General features: G+C 41.5%; 18 protein-coding genes and 2 pseudogenes. 7 read left to right on the forward strand and 13 right to left on the reverse strand.

Annotated features, from left to right (window positions below; all coding sequences use genetic code 11):
• Positions 1-26: 26 nt before the first annotated feature.
• A complete protein-coding gene (locus tag FRE64_RS15725) occupies positions 27-719 on the reverse strand; it encodes a hypothetical protein (protein WP_146297097.1) in 693 nt (230 codons plus the stop codon).
• A gap of 198 nt (positions 720-917) precedes the next feature.
• On the opposite strand from FRE64_RS15725, the pseudogene arsM reads away from it, so the two are divergent.
• A pseudogene (gene arsM, locus FRE64_RS15730) lies at positions 918-1,887 on the forward strand (arsenosugar biosynthesis arsenite methyltransferase ArsM).
• Here the strand turns inward: arsM and FRE64_RS15735 are convergent.
• The gene (locus FRE64_RS15735) at positions 1,884-2,720 is read right to left on the reverse strand and encodes an alpha/beta fold hydrolase (RefSeq protein WP_146297098.1); all 837 of its coding nucleotides are present in this window, start codon (positions 2,718-2,720) and stop codon (positions 1,884-1,886) included. The pseudogene arsM and the gene FRE64_RS15735 sit on opposite strands and share 4 nt — an antisense overlap.
• 112 nt (positions 2,721-2,832) lie before the next feature.
• On the reverse strand, positions 2,833-3,945 hold the full coding sequence (locus tag FRE64_RS18460; RefSeq protein WP_146297099.1) for a Gfo/Idh/MocA family protein: 1,113 nt from the start codon (positions 3,943-3,945) through the stop codon (positions 2,833-2,835).
• Between the two features lie 155 nt (positions 3,946-4,100).
• Between FRE64_RS18460 and FRE64_RS15745 the strand changes: the two genes are divergently transcribed.
• On the forward strand, positions 4,101-4,445 hold the full coding sequence (locus FRE64_RS15745; protein WP_146297100.1) for a thioredoxin family protein: 345 nt from the start codon (positions 4,101-4,103) through the stop codon (positions 4,443-4,445).
• Here FRE64_RS15745 and ftsH read toward each other — a convergent pair.
• On the reverse strand, positions 4,432-6,435 hold the full coding sequence (gene ftsH / locus FRE64_RS15750; RefSeq protein ID WP_146297101.1) for an ATP-dependent zinc metalloprotease FtsH: 2,004 nt from the start codon (positions 6,433-6,435) through the stop codon (positions 4,432-4,434). The two genes, FRE64_RS15745 and ftsH, sit on opposite strands and share 14 nt — an antisense overlap.
• 223 nt (positions 6,436-6,658) lie before the next feature.
• Positions 6,659-7,219 (reverse strand): Npun_F5749 family FMN-dependent PPOX-type flavoprotein, encoded by a 561-nt coding sequence (locus tag FRE64_RS15755; protein ID WP_146297102.1) that lies wholly within the window; start codon positions 7,217-7,219, stop codon positions 6,659-6,661.
• A 134-nt stretch (positions 7,220-7,353) separates the two neighbouring features.
• Here FRE64_RS15755 and FRE64_RS15760 point away from each other — a divergent pair, with 134 nt between their 5' ends.
• Positions 7,354-9,669 (forward strand): LAGLIDADG family homing endonuclease, encoded by a 2,316-nt coding sequence (locus FRE64_RS15760; RefSeq protein ID WP_246140344.1) that lies wholly within the window; start codon positions 7,354-7,356, stop codon positions 9,667-9,669.
• 41 nt (positions 9,670-9,710) lie between these two features.
• Positions 9,711-10,859, forward strand: a complete 1,149-nt coding sequence (gene nrdJ, locus FRE64_RS17975; protein ID WP_246140345.1) for a ribonucleoside-triphosphate reductase, adenosylcobalamin-dependent — start codon at positions 9,711-9,713, stop codon at positions 10,857-10,859.
• Here nrdJ and rlmD read toward each other — a convergent pair whose 3' ends face one another.
• The 3 genes from rlmD to FRE64_RS15775 all read right to left on the reverse strand — a co-directional run bounded on the left by rlmD (position 10,860) and on the right by FRE64_RS15775 (position 14,972).
• Entirely contained in the window at positions 10,860-12,236 is a 1,377-nt protein-coding gene (gene rlmD, locus FRE64_RS15765) for a 23S rRNA (uracil(1939)-C(5))-methyltransferase RlmD (protein WP_146297103.1), read from the reverse strand.
• A 136-nt stretch (positions 12,237-12,372) separates the two neighbouring features.
• Positions 12,373-13,032 carry an HNH endonuclease family protein gene (locus FRE64_RS18375; protein ID WP_146297399.1) on the reverse strand — a complete coding sequence of 220 codons (660 nt, stop codon included), beginning with the start codon at positions 13,030-13,032 and terminating at the stop codon, positions 12,373-12,375.
• Positions 13,033-13,571: 539 nt separating this feature from the next.
• A complete protein-coding gene (locus FRE64_RS15775) occupies positions 13,572-14,972 on the reverse strand; it encodes an RNA-guided endonuclease InsQ/TnpB family protein (RefSeq protein ID WP_246140346.1) in 1,401 nt (466 codons plus the stop codon).
• A gap of 55 nt (positions 14,973-15,027) precedes the next feature.
• Between FRE64_RS15775 and tnpA the strand changes: the two are divergent.
• The 3 genes and pseudogenes from tnpA to FRE64_RS15790 all read left to right on the forward strand — a co-directional run bounded on the left by tnpA (position 15,028) and on the right by FRE64_RS15790 (position 16,516).
• A pseudogene (gene tnpA, locus FRE64_RS15780) lies at positions 15,028-15,425 on the forward strand (IS200/IS605 family transposase).
• Between the two features lie 109 nt (positions 15,426-15,534).
• On the forward strand, positions 15,535-16,020 hold the full coding sequence (locus FRE64_RS15785) for an allophycocyanin subunit alpha-B (RefSeq protein ID WP_146297104.1): 486 nt from the start codon (positions 15,535-15,537) through the stop codon (positions 16,018-16,020).
• Between the two features lie 208 nt (positions 16,021-16,228).
• Positions 16,229-16,516 (forward strand): hypothetical protein, encoded by a 288-nt coding sequence (locus tag FRE64_RS15790; protein ID WP_246140347.1) that lies wholly within the window; start codon positions 16,229-16,231, stop codon positions 16,514-16,516.
• On the opposite strand, the gene FRE64_RS15795 is transcribed toward FRE64_RS15790, so the two are convergent.
• The 5 genes from FRE64_RS15795 to FRE64_RS15815 form a co-directional block, all read right to left on the reverse strand.
• The gene (locus FRE64_RS15795) at positions 16,503-16,715 is read right to left on the reverse strand and encodes a hypothetical protein (protein WP_222597835.1); all 213 of its coding nucleotides are present in this window, start codon (positions 16,713-16,715) and stop codon (positions 16,503-16,505) included. The two genes, FRE64_RS15790 and FRE64_RS15795, sit on opposite strands and share 14 nt — an antisense overlap.
• A 93-nt stretch (positions 16,716-16,808) precedes the next feature.
• Positions 16,809-17,411, reverse strand: coding sequence for a superoxide dismutase (locus tag FRE64_RS15800; RefSeq protein WP_146297106.1), 603 nt, complete (start codon positions 17,409-17,411; stop codon positions 16,809-16,811).
• Positions 17,412-17,866: 455 nt separating this feature from the next.
• The gene (locus FRE64_RS15805) at positions 17,867-19,441 is read right to left on the reverse strand and encodes an Hsp70 family protein (protein ID WP_146297107.1); all 1,575 of its coding nucleotides are present in this window, start codon (positions 19,439-19,441) and stop codon (positions 17,867-17,869) included.
• Positions 19,442-19,448: 7 nt separating this feature from the next.
• Positions 19,449-19,991: a nucleotide exchange factor GrpE gene (locus tag FRE64_RS15810; protein WP_146297108.1), complete on the reverse strand. Its 543-nt coding sequence runs from the start codon at positions 19,989-19,991 to the stop codon at positions 19,449-19,451.
• The gene (locus tag FRE64_RS15815) at positions 19,984-20,202 is read right to left on the reverse strand and encodes a DUF2997 domain-containing protein (RefSeq protein ID WP_146297109.1); all 219 of its coding nucleotides are present in this window, start codon (positions 20,200-20,202) and stop codon (positions 19,984-19,986) included. The genes FRE64_RS15810 and FRE64_RS15815 overlap by 8 nt, the downstream gene beginning before the upstream one ends.
• Positions 20,203-20,214 lie beyond the last annotated feature (12 nt).

Genomic DNA, 20,214 nt, shown 5'->3' on the forward strand with positions numbered 1-20,214 from the left:
GATTAAGCGCGATCGCGCAATATCGCCTAATTCACTTTCTTGGGTAAATTGCTAAATAGCCACTCTGTACTTTTTTGTAATTTAATTTGATAAGGCTCATGATCAAGTAGCTTAGTAAAACTTGGAAAAGATTTTCTTAAAAATCCTGATTTACTATAAGTTCCTAATAATTCTTTTAAAATGTCAACTTCTTGATTAAAATTCTCAATTTTTTCTTGAAAAGTATTAATAGATATATCTTGCTTTTGTAATTCATATTGGTAATCAGTTTTTAATTCATCTAATCTTTCTTTCATTAATATTACTTCTTCTTCAGTAAAGTATTCTTCTTCACTAATTTCAAATTTTTCAATTAAGTGATTGATTTGGAATTGCTGTTCGTTGATTATTTTTATATGAGAAAAAGTGCTGATTTCTTCACTAATATAAGTAACCCAATTGGCTAAATATTTTTCAAGTTCTAAAATTTCAATTGAGAAAATTTCCTCTACCTCCATTAAGTAAGAAGGACTCAAGGATAAATTTCCCTCTGTCTCACTAACAAATTCAAAGTCAAAGTAATAGCGTCTGTCTGGAAAATAACTAATTGCCAAAAGTTTACTATCATTTCTCTCAATGCAAAAATCACTTTCACTAATATAGGGACTATCTGATTTTAAGTGCTTACGAATTTTAGATTCTCTTAACATTTTTATTGCTGTGACGACAAAAACATTCATTGATCAGTGCTCAATGAGAAAATAACAAATAACAAGTGTAACAATACTTTTTCCATATTAGGTAACGAAATTTTCCAGAAAGGGGGCAAAGTCTAGAGTTCTAGCCACTTTATTGGTAAATTTTAATCTAAATTCAGAAAAAATTAAGTAAGCGCTTGCATAATTAATTAAAGAAGTGTCTTAAAAGCGATATCACTGATGACCTATCTCGAAACGACTGCCGAATTTTATCAAGAAGTTGCTGAAACCCCAGAAGTGGGATTATGTTGCGTTCAAAGTGGTTCATTTCAACTCCCCGGATTGAAGATTCCCACAGCAATGGAGGAAATGAACTATGGCTGTGGTACAACCGTACAACCCACAGAATTAATGAATCAACCCACCGTTCTCTATGTTGGGGTTGGTGGAGGCTTAGAAGCCCTACAATTTGCTTATTTTTCCCCACGCCCCTGAAGCTGTGATTGCTGTAGAACCGGTGGCGGCGATGCGAGAGGCTGCCCAACGAAATCTTGCCACGGCAGCCGAGGAAAATTCTTGGTTTGACCCCAGTTTTGTCAAAATTGTTGCTGGAGATGCGTTTAATTTGCCTGTCGCGGATGAATCCGTGGATGTAGTGGCGCAAAACTGCCTCTTTAATATTTTTGAACCCCAAGACTTAGCTAAGGCTTTAAAAGAGGTATATCGAGTTCTCAAGCCAGGTGGTCGCTTATTAATGAGTGATCCCATTGCGACTCGTCCCATTCCTGAAAATTTAAGACAAGATGAACGTTTACGGGCGATGTGTTTATCTGGGGCGTTAACCTACCAAGAATATGTGAATTTCCTTGTAGAAACTGGCTTTGGTAGTATTGAAATTCGCGCCCGTCGTCCTTACCGTCTCTTAGATACCCAAACTTATCCGTTAGAGGAAGATTTACAGTTAGATAGTTTGGACTCGGTGGCGTTTAAGACTCCCATTCCCAGTGATGGGGCTTGTATTTTTACTGGCAAAACGGCTATTTATCGTGGTCAAGAGGAAGTTTGGAGTGATGGCGAAGGGCATACCTTTCAGCGCGGTGTTCCCTTAGGGGTTTGCGATAAAACAGCAGGGAAATTAGGCAGTAAGTTTCCTGAAAGTATTGTGGTTACTCCTTCTACTTGGCATTATCAAGGAGATGGCTGCTGTTAGTTAGTTAGAAATTCAGCAACACAGCGATTAAAGGTTTCAGGTTGTCCTAAAAATGCCCAATGATTGCCAGGAACTGTCTTAATTTGTAAATCCTTCAAGTATTGGTGATAAGGTTTGAGCTGCCATTGCATGCGGTTCAAGCCTTTTTCGGGAATGATGAGAAGGGTGGGAATGCTTAAGGGGGAGGTTAGCCCATCCACTTTCATTACTTCTTTGAAGATGCCATTTCGAGCAGGAATGGTGAATTTACTTCCCCAACTGCCATCAGATTTTTGTTCAAGGTTAGCTTGGAAGACGGTTTTTTGTAGATCATTCCACTGCTTAAATTTACCCATTTGACGGGCTTGAGTTTCCGCTTCCTCATAACTGGAAAATGGCCCCATCCCCTTAAATGTAGAGAGGGTACGATAGAGAATTGGAAAGGTGATTTTTAGCCAACTGGGGAGTTTACCCATAAGAAAAGGATCAACTAAAATGAGGCGATCAAAGCGTTGGGGCTTCTGTTGCGCCCAGTAAGCAAGAACTTTTGCTCCCCAAGAATGTCCTAAAACACTGATTCTTTGCCAATTTAGGGCTTGACATAAACCTTCTAAGTCGGCGGTAATTTCAGGAAATGTATAATGGGTTTCACTGGGTTTGCTACTTTCCCCATGACCGCGAAGATCAGGGGCAATGATATGATATTGGCTGGCAAGAGCTTCCCCTAAACTTGACCAGACCACTGCTTGATCAGCTAATCCATGTAGGAGAAGTAGGGGAGGATTGTCAGAATTTCCCCATTCTAGATAAGAGAGTTCAATTTCAGAGAGGGTAAGAGTTTTTCGTGTTGCCATTTGATTTGAGGGAGATAGGGGGATGGGGAGACAAGGGAGATGGGGGGATGGGGAGATAATTACTGGTTTACAAAGGACGAAGGACAAATGACGAATGACAAATCAATTGATATTAGCTATTTAAAAAGTTTTCAAAATTGGGAACATCAACCCAGCCTCCTTGTTGATGAGATTGGTGGGTTAGATCCATGAGTAATTGGGAATAGACTCCCTCGCGTAAAGAAGGTGTCATAGAGTTTTGGGTTTTAATGGCTTGTACCCACTGGTCAATGAGACGGACAACTGGGGCAATGCGTCCATCCTGATAAACTTTCGGAAAACCTAATCGTTGAGGAACAAAAACTTCGGAAAGGGTTTCTCCTGCAGGAGCGGCTAAAAAGCGGAAGCCATGAACATAGTCTTTGAGGTTAGGACTGCCTAAGACAATAGTACCGCGATCGCCGTACACTTCTACCCAATGACCACGCCCTTCATAGGCAGCGGCACTAATATTTAACTGACAGGGTGTTCCATCGGCTAACTCTAGCATTAATAAACAGGTGTCATCAGAATCTACGGGCTTCAGTTTTCCATTATCTTGGGGATCCGGGCGTTCAGCCACAGCCGTTGATAACTGTCCACAGAGGCGATTAACGCCCCCAAATAGCCAATTAAGATAGTCAAAGGCATGAGACCCTACTGCCCCTAATGCGCCACCGCCTTTGTCTTTTTGAGCGTACCAATTCCAAGGCAGTTCGGGGTTAGCCCGTCTGGCTAGTAACCAGTCAATTTTTACCAGTCGCTTGTTCCCCACATAGTCTTTTTCTAAATGTTCAGCTAGCATTTGCCATTCAGGAACAAACCGAAATTCAAAGTCACTAGCGGCAACTACGCCTTTGTTTTTAGCAAGATGATAAAGTTCTCGCGTTTGTTTGACATTGAGATTGAGCGGTTTTTCTAAAAGGAGATGTTTCCCTGCATTAATCACCGCTTTTGCCATGTCGTAGTGAAGGAAGGGGGGCGTGGTAATACTTACTGCATCTACATCAGGAAGAGACAGAATAGTATTGAGATCATTACTAGCATGAGGAATATCGTTTTCTTGCGCGATCGCGCGAGCTTTGTCTAAACTGCGATTATAAACGGCAACCGGCTTAGTTTCCTCATGAATTTGAAAAGCTGGAATATGGACTTTCTTCCCAAAACCCGTTCCAACAATTGCTATACCAACAGAGCCATTGCTCATAAATCTCTCCTATTAAACTTTCCTGTGGCTGATTCTAACTAATTGTGAAATCTAGAGGGGATCAATTTTGGAAAAACTCATAGACAGTCCTAAAGATTCGGGGTAGCATGATTCAAAACCTAAATGTTTTAACTTAATAAAAATTTATAAACGTTATGGTAGTAACCGTTAACGAAAATAACTTTTCCCAAGAAGTTCTTAATTCACCCCAACCGACTTTAGTTCACTTTTGGGCTCCTTGGTGTGGATTATGCCATTTAATTACACCAACCCTAGCAACATTTCAACAACAGTGGAATCAAAAAATCAAATTAGTGAGTATTAATGCTGATGAAAATTTTAAACTTGCTAATGCTTATCGCTTAAAAAGTTTACCAACGTTGATTTTATTTCATGAAGGAAAGATTATTTCTCGCCTTGAAGAACTAAAAGGGCGCGATGAATTGCATCGTACCCTAGAAACGCTTTTACAACGTCATGCTTTGGCTAATTCTGCTTAGAATCATTCACCATTGACTTTTCGGGATTGGTTTGATGATTATCGCTAACCGCAGAATCCAAATCAATCTCTGATAGTTGCCCCGTTTTTAGCCATTGTTCAAAATCGGCAGGGGCTTTGACTTGATCCAGTTTTTCCGTTAAATCGCTCCCCTCTAATACTTCTTCTTCAAGGAGAGATTGAGCAGTTTCTTCTAAAAGCTCAAAGTTTTCCTTGAGAATTTTTTGTGCCATGGTGTGGGCTGTTTCCACAATGGCTTTCACTTCCTCGTCAATGGCGGCAGTGACTTCGGGACCCACAGAACGACGAGGACTGCTTAAACCTGGAATATACTGCTGTTGTGGTTTTTCAAAGGCAATGGGCCCTAAACGGTTACTCATACCATAGAGGGTGACACAGCGTTCTGCTAAGTCTGTTGCTTTCTGAATATCATCACTTGCCCCTGTAGAAACTTTACCAAAGACCACTTCTTCAGCAGAACGTCCGCCTAACATAATGGCAATCCGTCCCCGAATTTCATCTTCAGCGATAAGAAAACGATCTTCTTCAGGTAACTGTAGGGTATAACCTAATGCGCCAGCGCCACGAGGCACAATAGATATTTTCTCAACACGCCCTGAACCTGGCATTAAAGCCCCAACCATGGCATGACCAACTTCATGATACGCAACAGTTTTTCTTTCTTCATCTTGTAAGACGCGGGATTTTTTCTCTAATCCAGCAATAATACGCTCTAAGGCTTCTTCAAAGTCATCCATGGTGACATATTCATGGTTTTTACGAGCGGCTAATAGGGCGGCTTCATTAACTAAGTTGGCTAAGTCTGCACCAGCAAAACCGGGGGTACGAGCTGCGATGACAGATAAATCCACATCTTGGGCAAGTTTAATTTCAGGGACGTGAACTTCTAAAACTGCTTTACGTCCTTTTTTGTCAGGGCGATCTACAGAGACTTGGCGATCAAAGCGTCCGGGACGTTGGAGGGCAGGATCAAGGACTTCGGGGCGGTTTGTGGCAGCAAGTACAATTACGCCCTTATTGGCATCAAACCCATCCATTTCATTTAATAACTGGTTGAGGGTTTGTTCCTGTTCATCATTGCCACCGCCTCCAGTCATAGCACCGCTACCACCACGGGATTTTCCGAGGGCATCAAGTTCATCAATAAAGATGATACAGGGGGCTTGTTCTTGGGCTTGTTGGAATAAGTCTCGCACCCGAGAAGCGCCAACGCCGACAAACATTTCAATAAATTCTGAACCAGAAATGCTGAAAAAGGGAACGTTTGCTTCGCCAGCAACTGCTTTGGCAAGGAGGGTTTTTCCTGTTCCAGGTGGCCCCACTAATAATACGCCTTTCGGAATTTTTGCCCCAAGACGGCTATATTTATCAGCGTTTTTCAGGTAATCAACGACTTCTTGGAGTTCTTCTTGTGCCTCATCAACTCCTGCAATATCTTTGAATGTGCAACCTGTGTCTCCTTCCGAATAAATGCGAGCTTTACTTTTGCCTACAGACATTAATGGGCTACTTGCGCCACCCTGAGCGCGGTTAAAGAGAAAATAGGCAATACTAAAGAATAATAATGGGGGTAAAATCCAGCTTAATGCTCCGACTAACCAGCCAGCACCATTGCCGTTGGGCGCACCTCGATATTCAACGTCATTTGCTTCTAGAATTTCGGTGAGGTTGGCATCATTGGGAATGGCAAAAGTGTATCGGACAACGGGTTCTTCTGCATCTTCTACTGCATCAGGTTTGAGTGTATATTCGATGCGTTCTTCACCAATGATGACTTCTTCAACTTTATTGTTTTCTACTTGTTCGATAAATTGGCTATAAGACACTTCTTCTCCTTCTCCCACATCAGCAAAAATACTGCCAATAAGTAGGGCTAGGGCAATAATGGGAAATAGCCAACTCCCATTAAATCCTCGTTGTTTGGGTTCTTGTTGGGAAATTTGATTATTTTTAGAATTTTCTTTTGGCATTTTGATAGGCAATTCTAGTTAAACTCAAAGTTAAATAATTTATTTCTATTTTCTGGGTAATGAGTTATGAGAAACAGCTATCTTGAGTTAGAAATATTTTTTCTCTCGTTACTTAATTTTCTAAAATTGCCCTGCCTAGATGTTTGCTCACGCGAAGCCGAACGCTCCAGAGCTACTCCTAACTCTATTTTACAAAAAATTTTTTGCAATGACAAGTAAAAAATTAAGGATTAACTTCGCTCATAGACCAGTTTCCAGCGTTGTCTAACTTATAGAGATAACGATGTTGAGGATTCCCTTTTAAGCTGAGATAATCTACGTTTTGGGGAGAAAAAAGAAGAACGACAAAGGTATCAGGAATGGTGGAGGGAGGGGTATCAGGAAAAGGGTCAGGGGTGCGTGGGGCTTTAGGATGGGGCCAAATAAACTGTAAACGAGCATTTTCAGAGATTTGTTCCCAGAGAGTCTTTCGCACCTCGGAAGGGGCATCGGCAGTTATGAGGCTAATTTCTCCATGAAAGCGAAACTGCTCACGAGATTTTGTGAAATACCAGCAAATTTCAGCTTGGGGATGTTGCTGTAGATGAGAAACTTTCTCACTGCGGGCATCAGTAATGATTTGCAGGCTATTTGTGTGATCTTGAAAGCCTCGAAAGACAACAGTGCGATTGGTGGGAAAACCTTGGGGGGTGATGGTAGCGAGTTGAAAATAACGAGACTCTGGGAGGGAACGATTGAGGTGCAATGATCGCGCGATCGCGCTTCGCCAGGGAGCTAGAGCCATGAGAAACATGAAGATATCTTTGCTAGTTATAGCGCAGTTTTAAAAGAATCGCAACACTTTTTTTGAGACCTTTACCCTACTCAGAGAATTAATTAAGATAATAATCTCAGTCTTTAAATCAGCATCCCAAATTTATGGTTAGAGAGCTTGCGCGTAAACAATCCACGAATTTTCCAGAAACTGCACCTGTAGCGAATCCTGTCTTCTTCCGAACTTATAGCAGACGAACAGAAGAAGGTAGAGAAACATGGGAACAAGTGCGCGATCGCTGTATTTCTGGATTAGTGAAACTGGGTCAACTGACTCGGGAGGAAGCCCAACTCTTAGAAACAACCATGACTCAGCTAAAAAGCCTACCTGCTGGGCGTTGGCTGTGGGTTGGTGGAACACAGTGGCTAGAGAATCCCAATAACTACTCTGGGGCGTATAACTGCACTTCTACCAATGTCGTTGATTGGCGAGCTTTTGGCTTAATGATGGACTTAGCCATGATGGGCTGTGGTACTGGTGCTGTTTTAGAAGAGAATTATATTAACCAATTACCCACGATTCGGAATCATCTTCAAGTTGCAGTTAGGGGAGAAATTGGAACCGTGCTTCCTGAAGCCCGTCAAGAAGAGACAACGGTGACAATTACTAGTCCTCAAAGTGTAAAAATTTGTATTGGGGATTCTCGTCAAGGCTGGGTACAGTCGTATCAGGCGTTATTAGAACTAGCCAGTCAAGAAGACTTAGCCACAGAAATTAATGTAGAAATTGATCCCAGCCATGTTCGTCCGGCAGGAGAACGCTTAAAAGGCTTCGGCGGGGTTGCAAACCCGATAAAAATTCCTGAACTGTATCCCCGTTTAGCAAAAATCTTAAATCGGGCGCAGGGGAGAAAGTTAAATGCAGAAGAATGCTGTTTACTCATTGACGAAGCGGCGGCGACAGTGGTTGCAGGGAATATTAGACGCTGCTTACCAGAAAACGCCCTTGTTCATACAGCTAGAGGACTTATTACCATTAAAGATATTGAAGTAGGGGAATTAGTGCAAACGCCTCTAGGCTTCCGTAAAGTGGTGGATAAGTTTGATCAAGGGATGCAAGAGGTTTACGAATTAAACACCAATGGAACAATTCCAAGAGCCACCCTTAACCATCGTTATGCTGTTTTAAGTAACGCCACAGGGGATTATGCTTGGAAAAAGGTTTCAGAGTTAGACCCCGAAGATCGTTTACTGCATAACCAAACCGTTCTTTCAGGCTTACCAACTACCCTTCCTCAAGACTTTACCGAACAAAGACCAGAAAAATCCCGAAATGCCAAAGCAATTACAATTCCTGAACTAACTCCTGACATTGCTTGGTTAATTGGCTTCACCCATGGAGATGGGTATGTTTCCCTTGGTCGCAATAAACATAATAAGCCCTATGGTAGTGTGACTTGGGCAACGGATGAAACGATTGCTGATGAAATTGAACTAAAATTAGGTCGTGCTTTAGCCCAGTTTGGTGTAACAGCAAAACGGCAAACTTTTGAGAAGGAGAACACCAATCGCTTTATTTGCAGTTCTATCCGCCTTGCTGAATACTTCTATCACTACATCAAGCAACCCAAAACCTCTATTCAAATCCCTGAGTTTATTTTGCAGGGAAGTATTGAAACTCGCGCTGCCTATTTAGCAGGGTTGATGGATAGTGATGGCGCAGTCAATAATCGTCCTCCCCACTTAGTCACTACGGTTTATCAAGGCTTTATTCGTCAGGTGTGTGCCGTTTTATCCAGTTTAGGGATTGCAGGACGCATTTCCACCACAAGTCCTCAAAATCCAAATTGGCAACCAAAATGGAACTTAACTTTGCCAGCGTTTAAGCGAGAGTATAATCGTTTAATTGCTCCCTATTCGGTGAAGGGAAATCTAAAAATTGGTCTGAAGATGTATGGATTTACCCTCCCTGGGGAAATGATGCGAGAAACCTATACCTATTCTGAAATGCAAGGGATGGGCTTCCAAGGAACTCGCAAAATTGATTATAACTATGAGCGCTATGCCTGTGAATCAGAAACTGAAATGGATATTCCTGTCAGTTTTAAGGGGTTAGGTAGCGTTGATGTGGTACAAACTTATGATATTGAAGTGGAAGATGCTCACTGTTTTTACTGTGATGGCTATCTGACTCACAACAGTGCAGGAATTCGGCAATTTGATAGCACTTCCCCCTTATTAAAGCAAAATCTCTGGAAACCTGATGAAAATGGGAATTGGCATATTGATCCCGAACGGGATGCGCTACGGATGGCAAATCATACCCGAGTGTATCATCGCAAACCCAGTTTAGAAGATTGTGTGGAAGCGGTTCGCAGTCAGTTTTATTCTGGAGAAGGGGCGATTCAATATGCCCCAGAGGCGATCGCGCGAGGAAATGCGGATCTCTTAGACAATGAAGAAAAAGACAAGCCTTTCTAAAAACCTACACGGAAAAAGGGGTAGAGGCAGCAAGAGATTGGTTGAAAAATCAAGCCCCAGAAATGCCAGAGGATGAGATTGAGCATCGTTTAGAACGTTATGGTTTGAATCCTTGCGGTGAGATAGTCGGATCACAGTTCCATTGTAATCTCAGCGAGATCCATTTAAATCTCATTGATCCTGACAATGAAAAAGAACAAACGGAAGCCTTCCAAGCTGGGGCGTTATCAGTAGCCGCCCTTTTAAACCACAAATTCCAAGAACCGCGTTATCAATACAGTCGGGAACTTGATCCCATTGTGGGTGTTTCCTTTACTGGCTTATTTGATTTCTTTGTCCATGCGTTTGGTGTGGAGTGGCTACGCTGGTGGGAAGAAGGTCGTCCTAATACCCCACAAGGTTATCACTTCCAAGAACGAGAAAAAGCCTATTTACAAAAGTGGCGACAAATTGTCCATGAAACAGTTTGGGATTACTGCGACAGACATAATATTAAGCGTCCTAATCGCTGTACAACGGTACAACCCAGCGGCACTAAATCCCTACTGACTGGGGCTTCTCCCGGTTGGCATCCCCCGAAAGCCGTGCGGTTTATTCGTCGGGTTACCTTTGGCAAGAATGATCCCGTTGCCCGCGCGTGTCTTGACTACGGCTATAATGTCATTCCCTCCCAGTCAGATAAAGATGAAAATGGGAATCTTCTCCATGATCCCTTTGATCCCCGTTGTACAGAATGGCTAGTGGAAATTCCTGTTGCCGTGCCTTGGGCAGATTTAGAAGGGGCTGATGACATTGATATTTCTAAGTTCTCTGTTCTCGCACAATTTGACTTTGCTATGCAGGTGCAGAAGCATTATGTCACTCACAATACTTCGGCAACTTTGGAACTGCGAGAACCTGAAATTGAGGATTTAGGAAAAGCCATTTATCAGTCCATCCAGAATGATGAGGGATATATTTCGGCGGCGTTATTAGCCCGTTTTGATGCTTATCAGACATTCCCCCGTTTACCGTTTGAACCCATTGATGAGGTTACCTATAATCAGCTGATGCAGGGTGTGAAACAGCGACAAAAAACGGATGATTTCTATGCTGCCTTGATGCAATATGATAATGGCGAACAAGATGAAGCTGGTCCCACTGGCTGTGATAGCGATAAATGTATGTTTCCTGAATCCTTTGATCAGTAGTTATGCTCTTGCTAAGAAAACAGCAGCTTCCACATGAGAAGTTTGAGGAAAGAAGTCCGCAGGTTGGATATGAGTAACTTCATATCCACTGGCGGTTAATTTATTGAGATCACGAGCTAAGGTTGCTGGACGACAACTTAGGTAAACCAGTTTTGGGGGGGATAACTGGCTAAGGGTCTCTATAACAGCGCGATCGCAGCCTTTTCTCGGGGGATCAAGGAAAACTAAATCAGGGGTTTTCTCTAGCTGGGAGAGACAGTTTTCCACTTTTCCCACCTGAAAGCTGACATTTTTAATTTGATTCCGTTCGGCGTTGCGTTGCGCTTGCGCGATCGCGCTTTCTTGTGATTCAATTCCAATTACCTCTTTAGCATGACAAGCGAGGGGAAGGGTAAATGTTCCCACCCCACAATAGGCATCGACAACAGTTTCGGTTCCCGTTAGTGCCAATTTGTCTAAGATGAAATGGCATAATGCTTCGGCAGTTTCGGTATTCACCTGAAAGAATGTATCAGGGCGTAAATAAAAGGTTAATCCCGCAAATTCTTCCTCTAATTCTTCTTTTCCAGCAATACAGTGAGTTTTTTTGCCAAAAATCACATTATTGCGTTGAGCATTGTAATTGAGGCATACGCCCACTAAGTCTGGAAAGGTTTTTAACCAAGTTTGGGCTTGGCTTTCGATTCCCGCTAAATTACCATCAGTCGTAATCAGGGTTAATAACACTTCTCCCGTTTTTCGTCCAATTCTCAGCGCTAAATGTCGCAGTTTTCCGGTTCCTCTGGTTTCGTTATAGATACTCCAGCCTTGGGCTTCAATATCTTGCTTAATTTGGGCTAAAAAGGGATCTAAACGAGAATCTTGGACGGGACATTGGTTAAGGTTAACTAATTTATGCGACCCTTTGCGATAATACCCTGCTTGGACATTGCCATTTTCCGATCGCTGTAGGGGATAGGTAACTTTATTGCGATAGTGTAACTCACTGAAACTGCTTAAAATGGGCGCAATGGGAGGATTTTTAATGTTACCAAGGCGTTCCATCGCATCTCGGATTACTTGTTCCTTTGCTTGATGCTGATGGCTTAAAGCAATATGTTGCCACTGACAGCCTCCACATTTATCCGCCACAATACATTGAGGGCGAATGCGATGGGGAGACGGGGTGAGGAGTTCTTGCACTTTTCCATAGGCATATTGAGGCTTAACTCGGACAAGACGCACTAAAGCGCGATCGCCGGTTACGGTATCAGGAACAAAGACCACACGGTTATTCCAGCGTCCTACCCCATCAGCGCGATCGCTGAGATCAGTGATTTCTACCTCAATTAAACTCCCTTGTTGCCATTTGGGTGTATCAGTTTGCGTCAGTGACATAGTTTTCTCTAACTTTTGCTAATCCAGATTCTGTTAATTGTTAACTATCCATTATTGATGGCACTTGCCAATTTGAGTTTTGCGATGCTACCAAGACAACACAAGCAAAAAAACTCAATTACTTATCAAAACTTTTTTATCGAGGCCATATTTTAACTGCCTTATCAGCTAGGTTATGGGCACGACGTTGTATTTCTTGTTCGTTCCAAACTGAAACATTCTGAAAATATCTATTCAGAGATATGTTACTCCTGATTAGGAGTTCTTTTTTGTCTTGAAATGCTTTATCAGATAATTCGGAGTTGTATGCAGTTAGGGTTAAGTTACCGACTGTATGAAGGCATTTCTTGTGTATGCTATCGTAATTGTTTCCCAACATTTTCTCCCAAGGCTTATTTAATTTTTGCGGCATAATATGTTCTATAGTTAAATTATTTGGATTGACTTCCTCTTTATTGTTCCAGCTTTCTAGGCTTTCTAATATTAATTTAGTACGGTCTCTTTGATTTTGGTTATATAAATTAAATTTTACAAAATGTTTGCGAAATTCCTCATCATCAGGCCATCTTTTATTTCCTTCAAATTCACTTAATGTAATGTGTAATCCCTCAACTATATCATCATAATTTTTTATTTGACTATATAATTTTGTAAATATACTTCCTAAATTTTTGGTAGTAATGGATACAAATAAACGACGTACAAAATAGGATTCTAGATATTGTAAAATTTTTAAAAACTTGTCTAGCGATATCTTGTTATCTTCATACTGATCATAAATATTAAGCAGGAAAATTCGACTAGTTGTAAAATCTAATCTATTTAAGCGATCAAACTTTTTGTGTAAATGGGGATTTTATTCCAAGAATAAGGACGCTGAAAAAGCGGAATTTGAAATTGTTTACTACCTTCTAATAAATTACGCAAACTAGTTTCTAATGCCTTCATAATTACTGCTAATTATAAACAAACAATTATAAATTGTAGCAAAACAAAACATCTTGTAAAAAATTGATAGGAATTTATTTAAATCAAGTTAATTCAGGAAATAAGCATCCTCTTTAATCAACGGCTTATTTGGTGTATTGAAATAACAAAAAATAGAAAATTGAGTAGTTTTTCCAGTGCTTTCAATCATTCTGCCAACATCTAAAAACCGCTGGTTATAGCTGCAAAACCCTTTCTAACACTTTGGTACGCTCTTTAGAGGAAGCAGATAAGGTACGTTTACTGAAAGACTGGACTAACTAAATTTAACACACTCTTCCGTGTGATGAACAATAAAGATGGATTATTAAGCCAAGAGTCGCTACACTACAAGTTGAACCTCTCCCACTAAGCTGAGGCTATAGTTGGAGATTCTTGCTTCAGACTCTTAACTAGATCAGCCCGCAGGCTAACCCCCGTCAGATCGTCTCCACAAGCATTTTCTAAGGTGCGCTTGCTGATGCGCGGGAAACTCGCGCTCAGGTCATACCTTTTAATGTCCACGAGCGTTCCGACCGCAGACAATCCTCTAGGTCTGCTTTCCAAGCTCCGCTTTCCGATGCGCTGGAAACCCACGCACGGGTCGGAGATCGATGCGCGGGAAACCCGCGCTCGGGTCAGACCTCTATTTCTAATCACTTCAGCAGACACAACATCCCTTGATCCTGTGTAACCGCATTCAGGGCAGTGATGAACCCTAACATCTAGAGTCTTTTTACCTGTATTTGCTCCACACTGGCTACATTCTTGAGAGGTGCCATCTTTATTCACCTTGGCAAAGTAAACATCACGTTTCCAACAGACCCACTGCAAGATGTTCACAAACTGACCAAAACCTGCATCCGCGGCGTGTTTGGATAACATTCCTCGTTGCCACGAACGGAAATTGATGTCTTCGACAAAGATCATTCCAGCCCCGTCGCACAAACGATGAGCAAGTTTGAAGTGCCAATCTTTACGAGTGTCAGAGATGCGTTGGTGAACTCTTGCTATCTTTCTGTTAAGTTTATGGCGGTTATTTGACCCTTTCTTTTTGTTCTTAAGCCTTCGTTGCAGTAATTTTAACTTGCGTTGAAGGGACTTTAAGAACCGAGGTCGTTTCACTTCTAAACCATCGGAAGTAGCAACAAATTTGTCAAAGCCCAAGTCTAACCCTCTTGGATGACCGTGAGGGAAAGGTTGAGGAACCTCCACATCTAGTTGAAGGGATAACATGACGAAATAACCAGAGGCTTTTCTGATCACTCTTGCCTGCTTCACCTTAAATCCTTCTGGGATGTCTCTGGACTTTCTGAATCTAACCCAACCTAATTGAGGTAGTTTAACTTGATTTCCTTTTAATACTTGTCCTTTTAGCTGAGGAATCAGATAAGACCTTAAACGATACTTGTTCTTAAATCTAGGAAAACCGAACCCTCTAGCTTTCATGTCAGAGAAAGCCCGATCTAATGTTCTCAAGACTTGTTGAAGCACTTGGGCATTAACTGATTTAAGGCGTTCGCTATTTTTCTTCGCCTCAGTTAGAGCTTTTGCTTGCCTTGAATAACTCGGATAAGGCTCATCAGAAGGGATAATATATTCCTGTTCGATGGAACAAGCGTTAACAGGACATTTTCTAGAGTTGATCCAATCCTTTCTTTCCCTAAGAGCATAATTCCAAACCGTTCGGCAAACACCGAGGGTCTGCTCGATCATGCTAATTTGGAGTTGGTTTGGTTCTAACTTATACTCGTAAGAAAGGGTAAGCATTGGAGATTTGGTTAGACTAAATCTAGTTTAGCAGGCTTATTGCCTAATTTGACAGATAACGTATAATAACTGTTGGAGAACTGTTTACTCACTTACTGCCCACCTCGTCTTAGTCACAAAATACTGAAGAAAGGTGATCAACCCCGCAATTTCAAGCAGATTAAATGAAATCTTCACAGATACTTTAGAAAAATGGGATTCTCAATTAGTGGAGTTTAATGGAGAACTTGACCACGTTCATTTACTCATCAGTTATCCTCACTCATACTCAACTTTCAAACTTAATCGCTAACTTAAAAACAGTATCTAGTCATCTGATTAGGAAAGAATTTTCGACTCAAGTCAACAAGTTTTATGACAAACCTGTATTTTGGACAGGGGCTTACTTGGTTGCTTCTTGTGGGGGAGCAACTGTTGAGCAGGTTGAAGCGATATGTGGAAAATCAGCGGTGAAAGTCGCACGCACGGTTCTTAGGGGGGAAAGAGACCAAGATGTTATTCTGAAAAGTGTGATATCAAGGTCTCTGACCTACCCGACTTATTCAATGCGATCTTAATAATTATGAGTGTAGTAAGCCAAGTTATTCTCAAAGCAGACGACCAACTCCGTTATCCCACCAGTGGTGAACTGAAAGGGATTGAAGAATACCTCAAAACCGGTGAGCAGCGGATGCAAATTGCCCAAACCCTCGCCGAAAACGAAAAGAAAATCGTTGATCAAGCCAGTAAAGAACTTTGGAAACTCCATCCTGAGTATATCGCCCCCGGAGGCAATGCGTTTGGTTCCCGAGAACGCTCTCTTTGCCTACGTGACTATGGCTGGTATCTGCGCCTAATCACTTATGGCGTAATTGCTGGTGACAAACAACCCATTGAAAGCATCGGCTTAGTGGGAGTACGGGAAATGTATAATGCCCTTGATGTTCCTGTTCCTGGGATGGCAGATGCGATTCGCTGTTTAAAAGACGCATCTCTAGCCTTATTAAGTGAGGAAGAAGCGCAAGAAGCAGCTCCCTATTTTGACTACATCATCCAAGCGATGTCTTAAATATTTGCCCGTGAACAATGAGTAGTGAGACATTTTTCCATACCTCTCTGCTTATTGTTCATCACTTTATTAATGTATGCGGCAGTTTCCTTGGTTTTCATTTTCCCTACTGTTTCTTGCCTGTACAGTGTTTGGTTGGGTGGTCTCAACAACGACAGAGGCAATTCCAGTTTTAATACTACTTGGGAGTTTTTTGTTATTAATAGACATGGGATTAACTGCTCCCATTACCATTATTGAACTTTTATTTGGAAGTTGGTTAGCTTCTGATAAGCGTGCTTTTTTAACTGTTTTAGTTCTTGCCTTTAGTTTTGCCGTTTTTCTCACTTGGATTAATATTTTTGCCCGTTTGTTAGTCTTGTTAGCAGCAGGAACACTCTTCCGTTTAGACCTACAAAGAACTACTTTCAAACGTTGGCAGGCTTTAACCATTCTATTGCTTACCTGCGCCTCTGGCTATATTGGTGGCGTTTTAATCCACACTATCCTAGCTTAGTATCAGTCCACTGCTTTGCTTTTTGAATTGCTTCACTACGAGACTTAGCAGCAGGAGTTGCCATTGCCCACCCATAATCATAACCGATCCAGGCGGCATAAGTAATTTCATCGTCGGTTTCATCAATGGTAATTTTGATATCAAAACCTCGGTAGTCAAAAGAGAGAACCTTTTGAGGATAATGGGGTTCAAGAATCATGCTTTTTCAGAAAATAATATTAATAACTTGTAGGGTGCATCCTCGATACACCCTAATTATGAAAAGTTAATTTTCAGTAAACTTAATAGCTAATTACTTCGCTTTTGCTAAATTCTTAGCAGCAAAGTCCCAATTAATTAACTGATCTAAAAACGCATCAATATAGCTACCCCGTAGGTTTTGATAATCTAAATAATAGGCGTGTTCCCAAACATCCATGGTTAGGAGTGGAGTCTGTCCTGCAGTTAAAGGATTATCAGCATTAAGGGTTTTGGTAACTTTGAGCGTACCATTATCTAAAACTAGCCAAGCCCAACCGCTACCAAATTGACCAGTTCCAGCGTTTTTAAATTCTTCTTTAAACTTATCTAAACTACCAAAGTCTGATTTAATTTTATCAGCTAATTCGCCGCTTGGTTCGCCACCGCCATTGGGTTTCATGGAATTCCAATAAAAGGTATGATTCCAGGCTTGTGCGCCCGCATTAAAAATGGGGGTTTTACTATCATCGCCAGCAATGGCTTTGATAACATCCTCAATGGGTTTGCGGTCAAATTCTGTTCCTTCTACCGCCGCATTAAATTTCTTCACATAACCAGCATGGTGTTTATCATGATGAAACTCTAGGGTTTGCTTAGAAATTGCAGGTTCTAGCGCGGTATAGTCATAGGGTAATGCAGGAAGTTCGTATGCCATTGTGTTCTTATCTCGTTAAAATATATTGTCTTCTTAGGACGATGGTAATGTAAATTTTTGCTTAACGTAATCCCTATCCCCCCTTGGTGGATATGACGCTATTTTGGGTGCAACTTCAGCGTTTATCCCCCAATTTTCAGGAAATTATCTCTGGGGAAAAGATAAGCAAGGGAATGTTACTCAAGATTAAGATAAGGTTTGTTTTTCCGTAATAGTTAATCCTGCAACTAATACCATTTCTATAAACTAGTGCTACACAACGTAGGCTGAAAGCAGTGCCGAAGGCTTCCCCCCAACCCCCCTTAGTAAAGCAGGGGCTGTTTCATTCTCGGGGTGAAAATTGAAAGTAATCGCCTGAAACCCTTACATAGTGGGGCAATCGCGATTATTTCTTCTGATTTAACTTCTTCTTAAGAAAAACGAGGTAGTTTGTTCCTTGCTAAATAAAGCAAACCCTACCTTAGCTTGACCACTTCTTGATGATCCACCAAGACTTGTTGGGTTAATAAATCTGTGACAGTTGCTACCAAGATGCGCCGTTCATTAATGGCAAAGGTGACTGCTGCGCGATCGCGCCCTACTTTTCCAACAGGATCTAAATGGGCGACACAAACCTGTTCTCGATTTTCAGCCAAGGAACTAAACCGTAGCTGGTGATTGATGTTTCCTGCAGTCATTCTCCCTTGAGCATCATAACTGACTTCTCCTGCTTGAGACACTTCTGCTAACTCGCCAATATCTAATTCAATCTCTTTTTGTCCTTCTACGGCTACTTGTAAGATTAACGTTTCCCCCTCACAGGGATAGGTGGTTCCTTTCTCAAAAAGCTGATAATACTGATATTGTTGTAATGCTGGATCCCAGAGACGAATGGCATAACTGTGGCGTAAGTAATCCTCTAACTTGTGCAAACTCGCTGCCACTAACGCCCCATGAGAAACCGCTTCAAACGGGTTAGAAAACTGTACTCGCTTTCGTCCAAAGAAAGAAATCACCAAATTTTGCACTGCATGAATGAGAGACGTTCCCCCTGTAAGTAACACTTGTTCAATTTCATTTTTTTGTATCCCTTTCCGTAAGGCAGTGGAGATCACATCATCTAGCACTTCTCGCAGTTGATCTAAAAGCTGACGGACTTCTAAAATCTCCTCTAAATGATTACGCTGTAAGCTGATTTCATAAGATTCAAAGGTTTCCTCATTTAACCAGCTTTCCTTAGCTTCTTCTTTTCCAGATAATCGAATTTTCAGTTGTTCTGCGATTGCCAATAAATTCTGCCACGTTGTCTCATCAACCTCTTCTCGACGGCGACCTATAGATTTCAAATAATCTTCAACGATCCAAGCATCAATATCACTCCCCCCAACATAAGCATCGGCTTTGGCAATAACTTCTCCTTTTAATTCTTGCTCATTTGTCCCAAAAGCCGTACGAACTAAACTTAAATCTAGAGTGCCGCCACCAAAATCAATCACTAAAATCAAGGCGTTAGGACGCTTTTGGGCATAACCTAAGGCGGCGGCTGTAGATTCGTCCACTAATTGTAATTGGGGAATCCTTAATTTTTCAGATAATTGCCAAAACCAGTGTCGATAGCGTTCAAATGCGCCCACAGGAACTGTAAATACGGCTTGTGTTGGCTGCCAATTTTCTGCTTGTAAGGTTTGCCAAATCGTCGTTAAAAACTGCTCACATACGGTTTCTGGGGGATAGAAATCACCATCAATTTCTCTAGGAGGGGGTTGAAAATCTGCTACCAAATCCTGCTTAAATCCCTTAAAAAAGCGTTGCGGTTGCGTTAACCCTAAACGGCGCGATCGGACAAGTTCTCCCACTTTTGGCTGTCCAGAGGAATCAATAAACAACAAGGAAGGAATCACAGGAACTTCTTTAATCTCTCCTTGCTGATTGCGTAGGCGGAACACTCGTGAGAGTTGATCAAGTTTGACTGTGGTTGGAGTTTCAGAGTCGGGAGGAAGATAACTGATAACAGTGTTAGTGGTTCCAAAATCAACAGCAATAATGGTCATTTTCCTTTTAACTCTCAACCACCCCTGCGGGTAAAGTACGACTCACTTTCGCAGGAACTAGAATTTTTTCCCCCTGACGATACCCCACAAAGCGTACATACACTTTTTCTCCTACCTCTATTTCTTCACTATCGGCTTGATGAGATTGAGGATCAAATTCTACCTGTTGCCAAACTTCACCAATGGGTGTAATTTCCCATTCCTCTAATAAATTTTCGAGGGGAGTAAATAAAGCAGAAAAATTACTAGCCGGTAAATTGGGTTTCGCTTCTGCCATTTTTCGCGCACTAGGAAATTGAGTCAACAGGGATTGTAATTGTTCAAAAGTTACTTGTTGGATTTCTTCTTTAACTGTCTCTCTTTGCGTTTCTAATTGTTTTCGTAACCGTTGACATTCTTCTTTGAAATCTTCAGTATCGGGAGAAGTAGATGGTGAGGCTTTCGAGTTTTCCGTTGGTTTTGACCATTGATCTTGCAGCCAAAGAATACCAATAATCGCTGCTAGTAGAAACAACCAACTTGACCAAAATAATTCTTGTTCGCTACTCATTTCCTTGCTGTAAAAACTGAGTTTCTTGATTGGCTAAGTTTTCTTCTCCTTCGTAATATTCAGGGAGAAGTTCTTGGGATTCAACTTCTCCTAAAGCTGATTCAATGTCAGAGGTAGTTTCCTTGCAACTTTCTCCTGAAGCACCGATAACTTGTTCAGTAATTTTGCCATCTTTTCCAATGCGGTATTCCACTCGTTGATATTCTGCCATAATTGCTCAGTT

The organism is Euhalothece natronophila Z-M001, from assembly GCF_007904085.1.
Taxonomy (GTDB): domain Bacteria; phylum Cyanobacteriota; class Cyanobacteriia; order Cyanobacteriales; family Rubidibacteraceae; genus Halothece; species Halothece natronophila.